This window comes from Nonomuraea sp. AD125B, assembly GCF_041402765.1.
GTDB classification, from domain to species: Bacteria; Actinomycetota; Actinomycetes; order Streptosporangiales; family Streptosporangiaceae; genus Nonomuraea; species Nonomuraea bangladeshensis.
In genome coordinates, this window is record NZ_JBGLOU010000002.1 from 347,383 (window position 1) to 363,592 (window position 16,210).

A 16,210-nucleotide genomic window follows, 5' to 3' on the forward strand; every position below is an offset into this window, starting at 1 on the left:
ACCGTGGAGCGGAAGAAGATCCTGCTGCGGCTTGACCCGGTGGTTCACGACGCGCTGGCCAGGTGGGCGTCCGACGAGCTGCGCAGCACGAACTCCCAGATCGAGTTCCTGCTGCGCAGGGCCCTTTCCGAGGCCGGGCGCCTGCCCGACGGGGTGGAGCGGATGCGCCCGCGCGGGCGGCCCAGGAAGGTGCCGGAGGACGACGCGGATCACGCGGATCAGGGAGAGGAACGGGAGCGGGCGGATGGAGACGCGAGTGAAGCAGAGTGAGTCACTGACCCGATCAGCCTTCCTGCTGGCCTTCGACCTGCGGAAGGACCGGTTGACCGAGCGGGGAGCGCTGGGCTACCTGCTGCGCGCGGCCGCCCTCGCCGAGCTGCTGCTGGCGGGCAACCTCGCGGACGAGTCGGGCAAGGCGCGGGCCCTCACGGCCCCGGCCGTCGAGCCGGGCTCCTTGCCGGCCGTGGTCTGGGAGCAGATCGCGAACTCGCCGCCGCGCTCGTGGCGGCGGTGGGTGCAGAAGGACCACGGCAAGGCGGTCGGCGTCGTACGCGACGAGCTGGCGGCCGCCCGGCTGATCAGCGTGGAGCGGCGCCGGGTCCTGCTGTTCAGCGTCGAGCGGATCACGCCGCGCAAGGCGTACGTGTCGCGCAGGCTCATCGAGCGCGTCGGCGGGGCCATCCGCGGCGGCCGGCCGGTCGGCCGCCTGGACGACGACGTCCGCGTCCTGGCGGCGCTGGCCACGGCGGCCCGGCTCAGCACGGTGGTCGCGTCCAGGCGGGAGACGCGCTCCGACCGGATCCAGCAGCTGTCCGCCCCCGTCGAGCCGATCGCGACCGCGTTGCGCAAGAGCGTCGAGGCGGCCAGGGCGGCGTACTCGGCCGGCTGATGGGAGGCGAGGTCCTGTCCGGCCCCGGCTCACGCGCCTACGATGACGTCGGGGCCGAGCACAGGGGGCGTCCATGGCGAGCGACCCGTACGCGCACGTGCAGGAGCTGTGGCAGCGCTATCTCGGCACCGACGACCGCGCCGACCTCGACGAGGCGATAGCCGCGGCCGAGCAGGTGGCGGCCGAGGAGGGCGACGCGGCGCGACGGTGCGAGCTGCAGGCCACCCTCACCTCGATGCTCATGAACCGCTGGCACCTCGACGGCCGGGACGCCGACCTCGACAGGGCGGCGGTGACGGCCGAGGCGGCGGCGGACCTCGCCGAACGCGCCGGTCTGGACGCGGGCCGGGACTGGTACCGCGCCGGGCTCGTCCACCTGGAACGCCACCACCGCGACCACCTGGCCGACGACGCCCGTCTGGCCGTGGCGGCCTTCGACCGGGCGCTCCGGTGGGGCCCGGCGGAGGAAGACCTTCTCGCCTCCCAGGCCGAGGCGCTGCGCCGGCTCTACGAGGCCGATCGTGACCTGGCCCTGGTCGACCGGGCCGTGGAGCTGCTGCGCGGCGGACAGGACGTCGCTCCCGTACGGTTGAGCACCCTGCTGGGCACGGCGTTGCAGGACCGCTGGTCGCTGTCGCGCGAGCCGCGCGATCTGGACGAGGCGATCGACGCCCACGAGGCCGCTCTGACCGCAGCCGGTGGCGAGCGGCCGGCCTGGATCGTCGCCAATCTCGCCAACGCCTTACGCCAGCGGCACACCGTGAGCCGGCGGCGCGCCGACCTCTACCGGGCGCTGGACCTGTACGAGGAGGTGGTCGACCGCACCCCGGGCGGGCTCGACGGCTTGAACGCGCGCGTGCTCAACCACTACGGGCTCGCCTGGCGGCAGCGCTTCCTCCACGAGGACGAGCGCGCCCACCTGGACCGCGCCATCGACCTGCACCGCAGAGCCCTGGCGAAGGCCGAGCCGCCCGACCGGGTGATGTGCCTGAGCAACCTGGCCGACGATCTGTCGCGGCGCCTGTGGGGCGACGAGTTGGGGCAGCTCGCCGAGGCCGTCGAGCTGCTGCGTACGGCCAGGACCCTGGCCCCCGGCGACCTCCACGTGGCCATGGACCTGACCGCTCTCCTGCGTCACCGCTACCTGATCACCGGCGCGGAGGAGGACAAGGCCGAGCTGCTGGCCCTGGTGGACGACGTCGTGGCCGGGCTGGGCGAGCGGCATCCGGCGGCGGAGGCTTTCCTGAGCGTACGCGCCCAGCTGTCCGGCCCGCGGGTGTCGGTGGAGCGGCTCGCCGGCGGCGCGGTCTGGGCCCTGCGCGGCGAGCACGGCGGCCGGGACCGCACGCTCGTGCTGGTGGCATCGGAGGGGTTCGCCCTCGCGGCGGCGAACGAGGACCCGTACGCGAGGTTCTTCGCCGACGTCATGGCGGCGGCCGGCGAGCTTGCGGACCCGCTGCTGGTGCTCGGCGGGCGGGAGACGACCGTTCATGAATTCCCCGAGGGCGAAGGGCTGGAGGGCGAGGAGCTCGCCGCCGCCGCCCTGGCCGCGGCCGAGGCGGCCGCCCCGCCTGCCCGCATCGGAGGGGTGTGGATCGAGGGGCCGTTCAGGCGGCGCGGGAGCCCGCTCGCCTACGTCGTCCGCGCCCTCATCGACGGCACGATGTGGACGTTCGTCCAGGTCACCGACGAGGAGATGAGCGAGTCCCTGCGGGAACGGATCGGCCCCTACCTGCTGGAGCTGACCGAGCTGGCCAGGCGGTCCTACGAGACGACGGCGCTGATCGGCACCTGGATCGCCGCCGAGGGGATGCCCCTGCTGCCCTACCACCAGCAGCCGGGCTGGACGGCCAAGCGGCTGGCCACGGACGCGCTGACGGCGCTGACCGCGCCGCTCCGGATCAGCGGGCCGTACCGGTTGCGCGGGCTCGGCTACCGGGCCCACATGCTGACCGGCCACTTCTCGGGCGGCAGGCGGCGCATGTGCTATGTGGAGCCCGACCCGGGAGCCGCCGACTTCGCCGAGCACGCCCGCAGGCTCTTCCTCGGAGTGCTCGGCGAGGTGCCGGTCACCCAGCCGGACTGGCCGGCCGACCTGATCTGGTCGGAGCTCCCCCAGGGCGACGGTGTGTGGCTGACCGTCCCGATCTCGCCGATCTCCCGCGATCCCCGCAGGAACGCCGAGGCCGTGCTGTACGCGTTCGGCTCGGAGTCGCTGAAGGTCGCCTCGATCGAGGTGCCCTCGTGGGCCACGCGCGGCGGGAACCTGGGCAAGCTGATCAAGAAGTACGGCCTGCGCATGCACGCGGTACGGCCCGCGCCCGGACTGCCGCCCTCGCTGCTGATGACCGAACTGGAGGACGTCCCCGAGAGCCGCGCCTCCGAGATCGAGTCCGGCCTCTACCTGCGCGAAGCCGTCACCGCGATCGAGCAGGGCCGCCTGCTCGCGGCCTTCCGTTCCTTCGCCTACCACCGCTACCTGGGCGACCTCGCCGACCCGGAAACGGTCAGCGGCGGGATCGCCGTCGGCACGCACCTGGCCGGCCTGCTGCTGGACGAGGGCCGGCTCGACTTCGCCGAATGGGTGGCCGCCTGGACCGCCGTCCAGGCGGAGCGGACCGGCGCGCACGACCAGGCCCGCACGGCGCGCAGGCTGGCGGCGGTGGCCTGCGAGTACATGGGCTGGCTCGACGAGGCGGTCACGCACTTCACGGCCGCGGTCGCCAATCCGGCTCCGTTCGCCGACCGCTGGCTTGAGGGACAGCTCAACATGAGCGTCGGCATCACCATCGCGACGACCTTCTCCCACCACGAGCCGGAGCGCCGCTACCTGGAGCCGATGCCGGAGAAGTCACGAACCCTCCTCATGCGCGCCGCCGCCCATCTGGAGCGGGCCGCCGAGATCTACGACGGCATCGAAGGCGAGGAGGCGCTGCGGTCCCGGCGCACCATCGAGCTCTACCGGTGGCGGGTGGCCGACCTGCTCGGCGACGGCGCCGCGATGGAGCGCCTGGCCGAGCTCAGGGTCACGCCGGGCATCGCCGAGGACGAGGCGCTGCGGCAGACCGGCGACTGGTTCACGATCGCCGCGCTGCGCAGGCAGGCGTACGCCGAGCCGAGCCTGCTCGACCAGTTCGACAGGTCCGCCGCCGCCCACCTGCGCAGGGTGCAGGGGTTCCAGCAGGTCAACGCGGCCAAGCTGGTCCCGATCCTGGCCATGGTCGGCGACGACCGTCAGGCCCGGGGCGACTACGAGGCGGCGATGGAGCTGTTCAGGACGGCGCGGGCGGCGCAGCACGCGGGCTACGCCGCCCTGGTGCGGCCGCCGCGTCCCGAGGAGACGCACGGCGGCTGGATGGCGATCGAGATGATCGGCCGGCTGGCCAGATGCGCCGCGGCGCGCCCCCAGCTGCTGGCCGAGCACCCCCTGGAGATCATGCTGGAGGCGGAGAACGCCAAGAGCCGCTGGTTCCTGCGCGACCTGACGATGGGCCTGCCGCATCGCCCGCCCGTGGAACGGGCCGCGGACGAGGCGCCGGGGCTGCCGGTCGAGGCGCTGGCCGACCCGCGCGTCGATCTCGCCGAACGCGAATGGCGCGGGGAGCGGGGCGGCGCCGTCTCCGCGACGCTCGACGAACGGGCGGCCCACGAGCTGTGGGAACGCCTGCCCGGCGGGACCGCCGTGCTGTCGTTCTACGCCACCAGGAGCGAGACGGTGCTCAACATCGTCCGCGACCCCGCCCGGCCGCCGGTCATGCTGCGCCTGCCCGTCGGCGCGGCGGAGCTGGAGCGGGCCGGCACCCGCATGCAGGCCTACTTCTCCGCGGCCGGGCTGTTCGGCGCCATCGACCCCCAGGATCCCGGCCGGCACCACCGGCGCTTTCTCCGGCCGCTCGACGAGCTGGGCGAGCTGCTCGCGCCGGCCGTGCCGTACCTGGAGGACAGCGAATTGGTGGTGGCCGTCCCGCACCGGCAGTGGCACAACCTGCCCGTGCACGCGCTGCTGCTGCCGCGGCTCTGGCGGCGCGGAGCCACGCCGGGCTGGACCTACGCCCCCAGCCTCGGCATGCTCGACTTCCTCATGACGCGGGCGCGGGACCGGCAGCTGGCGCGGTTCGTGCGCGCGGGCGTGACGACGGCGCCGATGCCCGGTGACGACGTCGCGGCCATGGCGGCGGCGCACGAGCAGCTGTGCGGGACCCTGGGGGCCGCGTTCCCCGCGGTGCGGGCGTCGTTCGGCGAGCAGGCGACGGTGGCGTCCTTCCAGGAGACGAGCCGGTCCGTGGTGCTGCACCATCTGCTCGCGCACGGCGCCTACCGCGACAAGGCGGACATCATGCGGTCCGGGTTCGCGCTCGCCTCCGGCCTGCTGACGGGCCGGGACCTGATCGGGGAGGGCACCCGCGCTGGCCACGTCACCGTCCAGGCCTGCTCGCTCGGCCGCAACGTCACCGGCGGCAGCGACGAGATGTGGGGCCCGACCAGGGCGTTCCTGGCGGCGGGCGCGGACTCGGTGCTGGCTCCGCTATGGGACGTCGACCTCGCCTCCTCCACCGAGCTGCTCGCGGACTTCTACCGCCGCTGGCTGTGGGACGGCGTGCCCAAGTGGCAGGCGATCGCCCAGGCCCAGCGCGCGATGTGGCGCGACGACGATCAGCCCGCGTGGCAGCATGTCTACCACTGGTCCGCGTTCAAACTCATCGGAAGCTGAGGTCCGGATGTCCGGGATCGAAAGCCTGCGCGAGGAAGAGGCCGTCCGGGTGTTACAGCACCTGCTGACCGCTTTCGACGAGGAGGAGGAGCCGGCCACCACGCCGCAGGAGGTGCGCGACCGGCTGGAGCGCGACCGCGCCTACGTACGCGACCTCGCCGCTGCCCTGGAGGTGCAGCCGGGCGCGCAACCGCCCTCGGCCCGCGAGCTGCTGGCCGAGCTCGCCGAGCTGCCCGACGTCGCGCCGGAGGTCGAGCGCGCGATCGAGCAGGTACGCCGGCGCTCGACCCTGCCCGTCGACGCCGAGACGCTGGCCGCTGTCGTCGGCGTGGCCGCGGCCGTGGCGATCATCAGGCCGCGGGTGGAGTTCAGGAAGCAGGAGAAGAAGGACGAGAAGGACCTAAAGGTCGTCGTTGACGTCAGGGGGATGGCCAACCTCGGCAGGGTCCTGCAGATGCTCCTCGACCTGCTGGGCAAGTGAGGCCCGTTCCAAGTCGCGCAGCATGCCGGCGAGCAGGTCGCCGTGCCGGTCGGGGTCCTCGGCCGCGAGGTCGCGCTGCACGGCGATGCCCGCCTCCATCACGGCCAGGCCGTCCTCCGGCAGCACCGTCCCGGCGTTGAACAGGGCGCCGGCGATGAGCGGCCGGTTGATCCTGGCCACGTGGGGCGGCAGCCCGTCGACGACCGGCGGGATCTCCCGCGCGACCTCGGCGGCCTGCCGTACCCGCCCGGCTTTTCTGAGGGTGCCGGTCAGGTTGCTCAGCACCAGCAGCAGCTTGACCGGATCGCCGGACCTGCGGCGGATCTCCAGCGCCTGGAACAGACCGGCGAGGGCTTCCTCGTCGCGGCCGAGCCTGCTCAGCGCATGCGCCTCGTTGGCCAGCGCGCCGGCGAGGTCGGGGCCGTGTTCCAACGAGCCCCTGAAGAACGTCAGGGCCTCCCGTACGAGCTCCAGGGCCTCCTCGGCGCGGCCCCTCTGGGTCAGCGAGACGCTGAGGTTGCTCAGCGAGGCGGCGAGCGCGGCGTCGTGGCGGCCGGGGTCGTTCCTGGCCAGGACCCGGTTGAGCTCGACCTCCTCGATGATCACCGCGTGCGCCTCGTCGAGGCGGCCCAGCCCCGACAGGCAGATGTAGAGGTTGTTGAGCGCGCCCGCCAGCCCCGCCCGCGCGCCCGGCGTGACGCGGAACAGGGCGACGGCCTCCCGCAGCACGGTGGCGGCCTCCTCCAGCTGCCCGAGCTCCAGCAGCCGGTAGGCCCGTGACCTGCGCGCCTCCGCCGCGTCGGCGGGCGGCCCTTCCTGCTCGGCGAGCGCCGCCATGGTCAGCGGCAGCACCAGGGCCTTGTCGTCGTCGTCGAGCCCCTCGATCGGGGGCAGCAGCGCCGACGGCGCCGCGCCCTGGCGGATGCGTTCGCCCACCAGCTCGGCCAGCGCCTCGTCCACCACTCTGGCGGCGCCGGTCAGCGCGGCGTTGAGCAGCACGGGCTGCAAGGCCGCCACCTCGGCCCCGATCAGCGCGCCGAGCCGTACGCCGGGGACCCGCGCCAGGGCGATGAGCGCACGCAGCGCACGCCGGGCCGACAGCTCACGCAGCAGGCGTACGGCCAGCTCGGGGCGCTGCTCCAGCCGGCGGGCCGCCATCCGCCGCATGAACGACTCGGGCCGGCCCTCCGGGTAGGCGTCGGCCACCCAGCGCGCCAGGGCGACGCGGACCTCGACGTCGGCGTCCACCAGGCCGGGAACGCGCAGCAGCAGCTCGGCCCGCTCCAGCTCCCCGTCCCCGTAGATCGAGCCGTCCAGCACCACGGCCACCGCCAGGACATCCAGCATCACCTCGGGCGGCGCCGGCACCTCGGGCTCGGGCCAGAGCTCCTGCTCGCGCTGCCACAGCTCCCCGCCGACCACCTCGGCCAGCGCCGACTCCAGGGCCTGCAGCGGAGTCTCCAGTCGCGCAGCGGCGCCCTCCGGCACGGGGGCCCCGAGCCGCTCGGCGAGCGCCGCCCGTACGGACTGCTGATCGAGCACGGCGGGCACGAGCGTGACGTGCTCGGCGCTCTCCAGCAGGCCCGACTCGTCGCTGCTGACGGCGGAGCTCCACCACAGCCCGAAGGAGCGCGCCAGCACCAGCAGCCGCGTCGTCGCGGCCCTCGCCAGGATCTCGGCCAGCCCCACCGGGTCGTGCGCGTCGGCGTCGTCCACGACGATCACCCCGCCGTCCACGTGCTCGGGGGGCTCTTCGCCCGGCCGCGCCCAGACACAGCGCACCCCCTGCGCCTGCAGCTCGACCGCCAGCCGCGTCTTGCCCGCCCCCGGCGCGCCGGACACCAGGCGCACCGCCGGGGCTTCGTCGGCGGTGGCCCACGCGGCCGTGCTCGCCAGCAGGCCGTGGTCGTCGGCGTACGGCACGGCGCGCTTCTCGGGGATCAGCAGGGTGAGCGGGGTGACACGCATACGGACCTCCCGCTGGATTGTTTCACGGCCGGGGGATTTCCGGAGCGCTGGACGATATAGGGAAGTACGTACTATTCTCCTCCTTCATAATGAAGGACGTAAGCATCTATGAGAGCGACTCCGACGGCCTCCTCTACGACCCTCGGGTCAGGGCCGCGATGACCCGGTTCGCCGACAGCGACGAAACCCTGCTCGCCTTCGAGGCGGGCGCCGCCGTCCGCACCGCGAACCAGGCCGTCGAGCGCATGCGCGCCCACGGCGCTGAGGGACGAGGGGTCAGCGCGGGCGCGCTCGACCTGCTGATCTGCCTCGACGACAGCGAGCACGGCATCAGCATCGGCGAGCTGGCCCGCGCCGCCGGGGTCAGCTCCCGCAACGCCACCGGCCTGGTCGACACGCTGGAGAGCCACGGGCTGGTCCGCAGGGTCCCCGATCCGAAGGATCGGCGTTCGGTCCTGGCCGAGATCACCCCTGACGGGCGAGCATGGATGGAGGCGTTCCGCAAGCCGTCGCAGCTTGCCATGCGGGCGATGTTCCAGGGGTTCGCCCCTGAAGAACTGGTCGTGCTGCGCGACCTGTGCCTGCGGCTGGCCGCCAACCAGCATCGCCTCGCCGAGCACCTGCGCCGGACCGGGCAACAGCCCTGACCGATGTCGTCCCGAACGGAAGGGAGTTGCGGCGTCTTGGCCTCCATTCGCCACGAGATCGTCATCGACGCGTCCCCTGAGCACATCTGGGATGTGTTGCGCGACGTCGGAGCCGTGCACGAGCGCCTGCTGCCGGGCCGTGTCGTCGGCACCCGGCTGGAGGGCGACCAGCGGTTCCTGACCTTTCCCGACGGGCACGTGATCCGCGAGCTGATCGTCGCGATCGACGACGAGTCCCGCAGCTTGGTCTATTCCGTCGTCGAAGGCGCGAGACCCGCGCTCGATCACCACCACGCCTCGTTCGAGGTTCGGCCGGAGGGCGGCGAAGCGGGCCGGCTGATCTGGATCACCAATGTGCTCCCGCACGCGCGAGCGGCCGAGATCCGCGTGCGCGTCGAACACGGCGCCCGGGAGATGAAGCAGGCGATCGAGGCCGCGGCACCGAGCTGAGCCAGGTGGCTACCCCGGATTGTCGGCGAGCACGCAGGCGACGGGCGGGTCGAGCTCCAGGGTCTCGACCCGGAGGTTGGTGAAACCGGCCCGGGTGAGCAGGTCCTGGAGCTCCTGGGCGGCCCGGGCCGTGGTGTCCCGGGTGGCGCCGGGGCAGCGGGGCTGGCTGACCAGCGCGATGCGGCCCGAGGGGCGGAGCAGGCGGCGCAGCTCGCCGAGCCGCTCCACCGGCTCGGGCCAGAACCCCACGGAGTTGACGGCGAGGATGGCGTCGAGCGGATCGCCGAAGCTCGGCATCCGCTCCACGGGGGCGCACGTGAGGTGGACGCGGCGGGCGCGTACGGCGGCGGCGTTGCGACGGGCGGCCCGCCGGACCATGGCCCGCGAGTGGTCGATGCCGAAGACCTGGCCCCGGGTGGCGCGGGCGGCGAACTCGGCGATGGCGACGCCGGGGCCGAAGCCGACCTCCAGCACCCGGTCGGTGGGCCGCACGTCCAGCAACGACACCGCCCAGATGTTGCGCTTGCGGTTGGAGGGGCGGTGGGCGAACATCCAGCCGTTCGCCCACCCGACGACGCCCCGGGGACGATGGGCCTGGCTCACCAGGTAGCGGATCACGCGTTGCCTGAGAATCTGCATGATCGCCAGTCAACGGCTTCAAGTACGCTTGAAGTCAATGAGCGAGCAGTTGACGATCGGCGAGCTGGCGAGCCGCACCGGCGTCGCCACCTCCGCTCTGCGCTACTGGGAGCAGCTCGGCCTGCTGCCGGCGCCGGCCCGGGTCTCGGGCCAGCGGCGTTATCCGCCGTCGGCGGTCGAGCTGGTCGGTGTGGTGCTGTTGCTGCGCGACGTCGGCTTCACGTTGCGGGAGGTCAAGGCGTTCCTCGCCTCCCGTACGCCGGCCGGCGACGACCGGCGGGAGCTGTACCAGCGCAAGCTCGCCGAGCTGGATCAGCGGATCGCGCAGGCGCAGGTGGCCCGCACCGCCATCGCCCACGGCCTGGCCTGCCCGCACAAGGACATCTTCGCGTGCGCCAACTTCGCCGGCGGGGTCGCGGCGCTCCTCGCGGGATCCTCCCTCGAAGAGGCGCACGCACGAGTCCATTCGCACTGACCTCGCCGTGCGGTAGCCTCGCCCCCACATGATCGCGTGGACCCGGCGAAAGGCCGCCTCATGTTCCGTCTCCTGACCATGCTGGCAGCCGTCACGCCGGCCGTCTTATCGGCGCTGTTCCCCGGCGAGAGCTGCGGATTCTTCGCTTACACGCCGCTCTCTGAGGCTTTGCCGGGGCCGAGTGCCGCGGCGACGGTCGTGTGGACGCTCGGCGAGTGGAGCGCGGAGCTCCTTCCGGTGGCGCTCGCGCTGCTCGCCCTGTGGCTGCCAGGCCGCTTCGCGGTGCTCGGCGCGTCCATGTCGGCCGCCGTGCTGGTGCTGGGCGCGCTGACCGTCGTCATCCCGTACACCACGCCCTGCGGGCCGCAGCGCGGCGAGTGGCTGTTGCTCCTCTGCTACGCGGCCGCCCTGACCGCCTGCCTCCTGGATCGCGGCGACCGGCGGCCGCGCCGTCCGGCGCGGCGGGCGACCGCCGCCGCCTGGACGGCGGTCCTGGTCGTCGCCGTCGCCCGCGACGTCGCCGCCACCATGCCCGTCTCCTCGGCCGCGGACCTCGGCTGCCGCGCGGACCTGACGGACACCTGGGCGCTGGTCCAGGCGCATCTCTCCATCGCCGAAGCCGTCGGCGTGTGGGTCGGCGTGGCCGCCGTCGGCGCCGTGCTCGCATCCGGTCCGGCCGCGCTGTCCGCCGCCTTCGTGCTGCTCGTCCCCGCCCTGTACGAACCGGTGGCCCAGCTCGCCTCATCGGCACCGCGCGGCTGCTCCGGCCTGGAACTGGTCAACTGGTCGTACGTGGCCGCCGCGGCGCTGGGAGTGGCGGGCGCTCTCGCGGCTCGGAGTCGTACGGCTCCCTGACTCTTCTCGCCTCCCGGTCAGGACTCGTCGCCGTCGTTCAACGCGCGCAGCACCTTGGCCTGCTCGACGCCGATGCCCTCGGCCCGCATCCGGGCCGCCTCCTCGCCGGTGAAACCCGCCGCGCGCCAGTCCGCCACCTCGTCGATCGGCACTCCGGCGCGCCAGAACTCGGTCATGAGGGAGAGGGCGTCCTGCCCCGAGGCGAGCACGCGGCCGGCCTCGCGGGCGGACAGGCCGAGCGCACTGAAGACCTGGGCCTGGCCCGCCTCGACGTCGCGTTCGGCCCACTCCACCGCGGCCGCGCCGGTCCAGCCCGCCTCGATGTAGGCGCGTGCCCTGCCCGCCGGGATGCCGGCCCGCAGGAGCTCGCGCATGCTGCGGGAGCGTTCCTCGTCGGCGAACGCGCCGCCCGGCTGCTCGCCCCGGTGCAGCAGCCGCCACAGCCGGCCGCGCGGGTGCGGGCGCTCCCCCGCGAGGTGCCGGTCGGCCGCCTCCTCGGGCGGATAGCCCAGTTCGCGCCACCGCACCGCGTCCCGTGGCGTCATGCCGGCCCGCAGCCACAGATCCACGGTGTACGGGGTGGCTCCGGCGGTGCGCCATGATCGCGCGTCGGCCGCGGTGTAGACGCCGGATGCGCGCCACCGCTCCGCGTTGCCGATCGAGAAGCCGTCGTCGATCCACCGCCGGGCCTCGGCGATGGTGAAACCGCGTTGCCGCCACTCGTGCAGCGGCTCCGGGCCCGGCTCGTCGGCGTAGCCCGTCGTCATGACTCTCCTTTCGCCGGGATGCGGGCCACGGACGCCCAGCCGGGCGCGTGCCCGCCGTCGCCGATCAGGCAGACCACCACCTGGGCGGGAGGGCGCTGCTCGGGCCACGGCGTCTCGCCGTCGGTCAGCACGACGACCAGGTCGGGCCGGGGCCGCAGGGCCATGGCCGCGGCGAGGCCGGCCCGCAGGTCGGTGCCGCCGCCGCCGACGAGCTCGATGTCGCTCGCCCGGCGTACCAGCTGGACGGGGTGCGGGCGGACGTCGCAGCAGAACGCCCGCAGCCGCCGGCCGGGGCCGGCCACGCCGTCGATGATGCCGGTCACCTCGGCGAGCAACCGGTTCAGCACGTCGTTCGTGACGCTGCCGGAGGTGTCGATCACCAGCACCGTGTCGGGGACCGCGCGTACCATCGACGGCGGCACGATGCCGGCGTACGCGCCGGCGCGGCGCGACGGGCGGCGGTAGCTGAAGTCGACCTGCCCCGCCACCGTGCTCAGCCCGCGCCGGATCACCGCGCCCAGGCGGGCCCGCCAGTTCACCGAGGGACGCAGGCGCTCCTCGGCCCAGCGGCGCCATCCTGACGGCAGCTCGCCGCGCGCGCTGATCCGGTCCTGGATGCCGGCCGCGATGGTGCGTTCGAGCAGTTCGCGGTCGAGCTGCGTGAGCCCTTCGCCGGAGCCGCCGTCCTCGTACGTGCGCTCCTGCCCGTCCACGGCGCTGCCGCAGTCGATCGCCTCGGCCAGCGCCCGCCCGCCGCGGCCCATCGCGGAGGCGAGCACGTCGAGCATCGGCACGTACTCCTCGGCGGTGCGGTGGGCAGGGAGGCCGAGCTCGGCAGGCGACAGCACGCCCGCCGGGCCGCGTAGCTCCTCGGCCTCCAGGTCGTCGTTGATCTCGGCGTCGGCGGCCTGGTTCCAGCGGTGGGCCTCCTCGTCGCGGGCCGCGCCGGCGGCGTGGCTCACCTCGTGGCCCGGCTCCGGCCGCACCGGCGAGCGGGCCGCGTGCCCGCGCACCAGATGGCCCACCTGGTGCAGCATCCACCAGCCGATCTCCTCGACCGGGGTGGCCAGCGCGGTGCCCGGTTCCACGTACAGGTTCCACCGGGTGTCGGCGGGGAAGGCGCGGAATCCAGGGTCGGCGACGGGCGCGCCGGTGTCCTCGTCCAGGGCCGGTTCCAGGATGACCGGGTTGAGGGCGAAGACGGCCGAGGCGAGGTACGGCGCCCGGTGCGCCGCCCACAGCCGCGCGGCGGCGATCCTGGCGCGCACTGCCTCTTCGTGGGCGGGAGCGCGGTCGGCGGTCATCGCAGGAGCCCCGCCGAGCGCAGCACCGGCGCGAGTTCGAGCATCGCCTCGGGCAGGGTCGCGCCCTCGGGCCGGGTACGGGCCAGCGAACGGGCCGCGGTGGCCGCCACGTCCGGCGCCGTGCGCGCGACCCGGGCCACCACCGCCCACGCCCGTTCCCACGTGTCGGTGGTGCCGTCCGACCGTACGTACGCGACCACCGCGCCGAGCAGGGCGTGCAGCCGGTCGAGTCGCTCGGGCAGGCGTGCGTGCGGGTCGTTCAGCAGGGACTGCGGATCGGGCAGGTCGAGGTTGCGGCGCCAGGAGAGCAGCTCGAACCCGGCCGCCTCGCCGACCGCGCCGAGCACCAGCTCGGCCAGGACCGGCTCGCCGGCGCCCAGGCGCTCGCAGGCGGCGATCGCCCGTGCGGCCATCTCCCAGCTGCGCGGGCTGGGCCAGCCGCGGCCCGCCCGGTCCGGGCTGTCGGGCACCGCCAGGACGAGTTCCGGCCGCACCCGCAGGAACGCCCCGACCAGCGCGCGGGCGTCGGCGGGGCCGGCCGGGTCCTTCAGGTGGAACTCCGGCACGGGGAAGCCTCCGGCGAAGCCCTCGGCGACGTCCTCGGCCGAGACCGTCCAGTTCAGGTGGATGAGCCGGTTGGCCAGCGGCGCGGACAGGTCCCAGCCGTCGGCGGCCTGGTCCGGCGGGTTGGCGGCGGCCACGATCCGTACCTCGTCCGGCAGCACCAGGTCGCCGACCGTGCGCTCCAGCACCACCCGCAGCATGGCGGCCTGCACGGCCGGCGGCGCGGTGGTCAGCTCGTCGAGGAACAGCAGGCCGCCGCCCCCGGCGGCGAGCCGCTCAGCCCATCGCGGCGGCGCGAACCAGGTGCCGCCGTCGCGCAGCACCGGCAGCCCGGAGAAGTCGCTCGGCTCGCGGATCGAGCCGACCACCACCTCGACCGGCAGGCCGACGGCCGCGCCGAGCGCGGTCACCACGGACGTCTTGCCGGTGCCCGGCGCGCCCCACAGGATCACCGGCAGGTTGGCCGTCACCGCGACCGCGAGAGCGTCTCGTGTCACTGATGCCGCCGTCATCATCGTCCTCCTCGCCGGCCGCCCGGACCGCTTCCGGGCAGCACGCATCGGAACGTCCAGCCTTGATCGCCGACGTTCGGTGTGGTGTCCGTCTGCTAGTCCTGGGCGCGGAACAGGCCCCGGCCGCCGTGCTTCTTGTGCACCGCCTGCTTGCTGAGGCCCAGAGCGGCGGCGATCTCCGTCCAGCTGTCGCCCTGGGTACGGGCCCGGCGGACCGCCACCGCCTCCATGCGCGCGAGCTCACGGCGGAACTCGGCGATGGCCGCGAGCGAGTTGATCGGGTCGTCGGCGTTCACCGCGCGGGTGAGCGCTGCGATGGGATCGGACTCCATGGCGTCATCTTAGGTTGACGATCGATGGCACGTCAACCAAAGATGACGCCCTCGCTACGGCCGGTCCCCGGCCTTGTCGACGACCTCGGCCGTCATCCGCGCGCTCCACACCAGCGGGGTGCCCGCCTTGACGGTGCGTGTCGCGCCGCCGGGGAGGTCGAAGGTGCGGTCGGCGACGCTCTCGCCGTACGTCCCCAGGAACCGGTGGTCCTGCGCGCTCACGATGATCTCCAGGCGCTCCCAGGTCCCCGTGCAGGCGAACGCGACCCCGTGACGGCCCGCCGCGTCGATCGCGTCCTGCTTGACGGCAACCCCCTCGATCATGGGCAGCGCCCGGAACAACGCGGCCCGTACGTCGGCGGTCAGCGGCTGCTCGCCCAGCAACTGGGAGATCGTCCGGAAGATCCGCTCCTGCCGGGTCGCGCCGGGGTCGTCGAACTCCGTCGCCGGGGTCGCATCGACGCTCGCCCCGATCCTGGCGATCATCTCCTCGGGGGTGACCGGCGCCTCGGCCAGGTCCGCGGCCGTGACGCCGGGGCCGTACTCCTCCGTGACGAGCCTGCCCCGTCCGTCGTCCAACGCCACTTGCTTGCCGTCCAGGCTGTGCCACGTCTCCAGAGTCATGCGCCTGTCGCGGTCCACCTCGGGCTCCGGCTCCTGGCGGAGCGGAGCGATCGTCTGCTGCACGTACAGCCAGCGGCCCGGCGAGGGCGTGATCTGGTACGGGTCGGTCTCGGCGCTCCTGGCCGCCTTGTCGCCGAGTTCCCGTACGGCGGCGACCGGGGCGGAGGCAGGTTCTCCACCGCCGCGTACCGTGATGACGCCCGCGCCCACGGCCAGCGCGACCGACGCCGCCAGCGCCAGCCGCCAGGCCAGGCGCGGCCCGCGCCGCCGCGCCGGAGGCTTTGCAGGCAGGGGGACCGGCTCGCGGATCGCCTCCAGCAGCCGGGCGCGCGCCGCCGCCTTCGCCTCGCCGCTGATCGCCGGGGTGGCCTCGAGGAACCGTCCGAACTCGTCCATCATGCGTCCTCTCTCGTCTGAGTGCCGGTGCCGAGGGCGGCCCGCGCCTGCTTGCGGGCCCGGTGCAGGCGCGAGCGCACGGTCCCGATCGGGATGCCGAGCGCCTGCGCCACCTCGTCGTAGGCCATGTCTCCCAACGCCACCAGCAGCAGCACGTCGCGGTCACCGCTCGCCAGGCCCGTCAGCGCCCCCGCCAGCCGACGGTCCTCGGCCTGCGCGGCCACGCGCCCGACCACCGCGTCGGCCATGGACTCGGGCGGCGGCTCCGCACCGGTACGCGCCAGCGCCCGCAGGAACCGCTCCTCGTCACGCCGCTGCCTGGCGATGAGGTTGGTCGCGATGCCGTACAGCCACGGCCTGGCCAGCGGTTGCGCGTGATCGTAGGAGGCGCGGCAGCGGAAGGCGGTCAGGAACGTCTCCGCCACGACGTCGTCGGCGACCTGCACGCCCAACCGCCGCGCGACATAGCGGTGGATCTGCTCGACGTACCGGTCGAACACGCCGGTGAACTGCTCCGGATCGTCGATGGACCGGCGGATGAGCTCGGCGTCGTCCGCCTCGACCCTCTCCTCCGGTGGGGTTGTTCGTGTCATGCC

The 16,210-nt window shown here is 73.9% G+C and carries 16 protein-coding genes; 8 read left to right on the forward strand and 8 right to left on the reverse strand.

Annotation, left to right across the window (positions count from 1 at the left end; all coding sequences use genetic code 11):
- Positions 1-3: 3 nt before the first annotated feature.
- The 4 genes from ACBR40_RS06490 to ACBR40_RS06505 all read left to right on the forward strand — a co-directional run bounded on the left by ACBR40_RS06490 (position 4) and on the right by ACBR40_RS06505 (position 6,081).
- Positions 4-270 carry a hypothetical protein gene (locus ACBR40_RS06490; RefSeq protein ID WP_371247863.1) on the forward strand — a complete coding sequence of 89 codons (267 nt, stop codon included), beginning with the start codon at positions 4-6 and terminating at the stop codon, positions 268-270.
- Entirely contained in the window at positions 257-889 is a 633-nt protein-coding gene (locus tag ACBR40_RS06495) for a GPP34 family phosphoprotein (RefSeq protein ID WP_371247864.1), read from the forward strand. Before ACBR40_RS06490 ends, ACBR40_RS06495 begins: the two co-directional genes overlap by 14 nt.
- Positions 890-962: 73 nt before the next feature.
- Positions 963-5,600 carry a CHAT domain-containing protein gene (locus ACBR40_RS06500; RefSeq protein WP_371247865.1) on the forward strand — a complete coding sequence of 1,546 codons (4,638 nt, stop codon included), beginning with the start codon at positions 963-965 and terminating at the stop codon, positions 5,598-5,600.
- A 7-nt stretch (positions 5,601-5,607) separates the two neighbouring features.
- Positions 5,608-6,081: a hypothetical protein gene (locus ACBR40_RS06505; RefSeq protein ID WP_371247866.1), complete on the forward strand. Its 474-nt coding sequence runs from the start codon at positions 5,608-5,610 to the stop codon at positions 6,079-6,081.
- Here the strand turns inward: ACBR40_RS06505 and ACBR40_RS06510 are convergent.
- A complete protein-coding gene (locus ACBR40_RS06510) occupies positions 6,001-8,049 on the reverse strand; it encodes a tetratricopeptide repeat protein (protein ID WP_371247867.1) in 2,049 nt (682 codons plus the stop codon). The genes ACBR40_RS06505 and ACBR40_RS06510 overlap by 81 nt on opposite strands.
- An 89-nt stretch (positions 8,050-8,138) precedes the next feature.
- Here ACBR40_RS06510 and ACBR40_RS06515 point away from each other — a divergent pair, with 89 nt between their 5' ends.
- Positions 8,139-8,696, forward strand: coding sequence for a MarR family winged helix-turn-helix transcriptional regulator (locus ACBR40_RS06515; RefSeq protein WP_371247868.1), 558 nt, complete (start codon positions 8,139-8,141; stop codon positions 8,694-8,696).
- Between the two features lie 36 nt (positions 8,697-8,732).
- Entirely contained in the window at positions 8,733-9,146 is a 414-nt protein-coding gene (locus ACBR40_RS06520; RefSeq protein WP_344207768.1) for an SRPBCC family protein, read from the forward strand.
- A gap of 9 nt (positions 9,147-9,155) precedes the next feature.
- Here the strand turns inward: ACBR40_RS06520 and ACBR40_RS06525 are convergent, their stop codons facing one another.
- Positions 9,156-9,785 (reverse strand): class I SAM-dependent methyltransferase, encoded by a 630-nt coding sequence (locus ACBR40_RS06525; RefSeq protein WP_371247869.1) that lies wholly within the window; start codon positions 9,783-9,785, stop codon positions 9,156-9,158.
- Positions 9,786-9,822: 37 nt separating this feature from the next.
- Between ACBR40_RS06525 and ACBR40_RS06530 the strand changes: the two genes are divergently transcribed.
- Together ACBR40_RS06530 and ACBR40_RS06535 are read left to right on the forward strand one after the other, a co-directional pair.
- Positions 9,823-10,260: a MerR family transcriptional regulator gene (locus ACBR40_RS06530; protein ID WP_371247870.1), complete on the forward strand. Its 438-nt coding sequence runs from the start codon at positions 9,823-9,825 to the stop codon at positions 10,258-10,260.
- Between the two features lie 60 nt (positions 10,261-10,320).
- Complete coding sequence (locus tag ACBR40_RS06535) at positions 10,321-11,115, forward strand: hypothetical protein (RefSeq protein WP_371247871.1); 795 nt, start codon at positions 10,321-10,323, stop codon at positions 11,113-11,115.
- 17 nt (positions 11,116-11,132) lie between these two features.
- On the opposite strand, the gene ACBR40_RS06540 is transcribed toward ACBR40_RS06535, so the two are convergent.
- From ACBR40_RS06540 to ACBR40_RS06565, 6 genes are all read right to left on the reverse strand, one after another.
- The gene (locus tag ACBR40_RS06540) at positions 11,133-11,882 is read right to left on the reverse strand and encodes a hypothetical protein (protein WP_371247872.1); all 750 of its coding nucleotides are present in this window, start codon (positions 11,880-11,882) and stop codon (positions 11,133-11,135) included.
- Positions 11,879-13,186 carry a VWA-like domain-containing protein gene (locus ACBR40_RS06545; RefSeq protein WP_371247873.1) on the reverse strand — a complete coding sequence of 436 codons (1,308 nt, stop codon included), beginning with the start codon at positions 13,184-13,186 and terminating at the stop codon, positions 11,879-11,881. Before ACBR40_RS06545 ends, ACBR40_RS06540 begins: the two co-directional genes overlap by 4 nt.
- Positions 13,183-14,247 (reverse strand): AAA family ATPase, encoded by a 1,065-nt coding sequence (locus ACBR40_RS06550; protein WP_371247874.1) that lies wholly within the window; start codon positions 14,245-14,247, stop codon positions 13,183-13,185. Before ACBR40_RS06550 ends, ACBR40_RS06545 begins: the two co-directional genes overlap by 4 nt.
- 110 nt (positions 14,248-14,357) lie before the next feature.
- Positions 14,358-14,594, reverse strand: a complete 237-nt coding sequence (locus tag ACBR40_RS06555; protein WP_371247875.1) for a hypothetical protein — start codon at positions 14,592-14,594, stop codon at positions 14,358-14,360.
- 54 nt (positions 14,595-14,648) lie between these two features.
- Positions 14,649-15,617, reverse strand: coding sequence for a CU044_5270 family protein (locus ACBR40_RS06560; protein WP_371247876.1), 969 nt, complete (start codon positions 15,615-15,617; stop codon positions 14,649-14,651).
- Positions 15,614-16,207 carry an RNA polymerase sigma factor gene (locus tag ACBR40_RS06565; RefSeq protein ID WP_364448312.1) on the reverse strand — a complete coding sequence of 198 codons (594 nt, stop codon included), beginning with the start codon at positions 16,205-16,207 and terminating at the stop codon, positions 15,614-15,616. Before ACBR40_RS06565 ends, ACBR40_RS06560 begins: the two co-directional genes overlap by 4 nt.
- Between the last annotated feature and the right edge of the window lie 3 nt (positions 16,208-16,210).

What these genes read in the sequence shown, in the direction of transcription:
- ACBR40_RS06525 (WP_371247869.1), bottom strand. Translation starts at nt 9,785, where the DNA reads ATGCAGATTCTCAGGCAACGCGTGATCCGCTACCTGGTGAGCCAGGCC.
- ACBR40_RS06560 (WP_371247876.1), bottom strand. Translation starts at nt 15,617, where the DNA reads ATGATGGACGAGTTCGGACGGTTCCTCGAGGCCACCCCGGCGATCAGC.
- ACBR40_RS06535 (WP_371247871.1), top strand. Translation starts at nt 10,321, where the DNA reads ATGTTCCGTCTCCTGACCATGCTGGCAGCCGTCACGCCGGCCGTCTTA.
- ACBR40_RS06545 (WP_371247873.1), bottom strand. Translation starts at nt 13,186, where the DNA reads ATGACCGCCGACCGCGCTCCCGCCCACGAAGAGGCAGTGCGCGCCAGG.
- ACBR40_RS06540 (WP_371247872.1), bottom strand. Translation starts at nt 11,882, where the DNA reads ATGACGACGGGCTACGCCGACGAGCCGGGCCCGGAGCCGCTGCACGAG.
- ACBR40_RS06530 (WP_371247870.1), top strand. Translation starts at nt 9,823, where the DNA reads ATGAGCGAGCAGTTGACGATCGGCGAGCTGGCGAGCCGCACCGGCGTC.
- ACBR40_RS06565 (WP_364448312.1), bottom strand. Translation starts at nt 16,207, where the DNA reads ATGACACGAACAACCCCACCGGAGGAGAGGGTCGAGGCGGACGACGCC.
- ACBR40_RS06510 (WP_371247867.1), bottom strand. Translation starts at nt 8,049, where the DNA reads ATGCGTGTCACCCCGCTCACCCTGCTGATCCCCGAGAAGCGCGCCGTG.
- ACBR40_RS06500 (WP_371247865.1), top strand. Translation starts at nt 963, where the DNA reads ATGGCGAGCGACCCGTACGCGCACGTGCAGGAGCTGTGGCAGCGCTAT.
- ACBR40_RS06515 (WP_371247868.1), top strand. Translation starts at nt 8,139, where the DNA reads ATGAAGGACGTAAGCATCTATGAGAGCGACTCCGACGGCCTCCTCTAC.
- ACBR40_RS06505 (WP_371247866.1), top strand. Translation starts at nt 5,608, where the DNA reads ATGTCCGGGATCGAAAGCCTGCGCGAGGAAGAGGCCGTCCGGGTGTTA.
- ACBR40_RS06555 (WP_371247875.1), bottom strand. Translation starts at nt 14,594, where the DNA reads ATGGAGTCCGATCCCATCGCAGCGCTCACCCGCGCGGTGAACGCCGAC.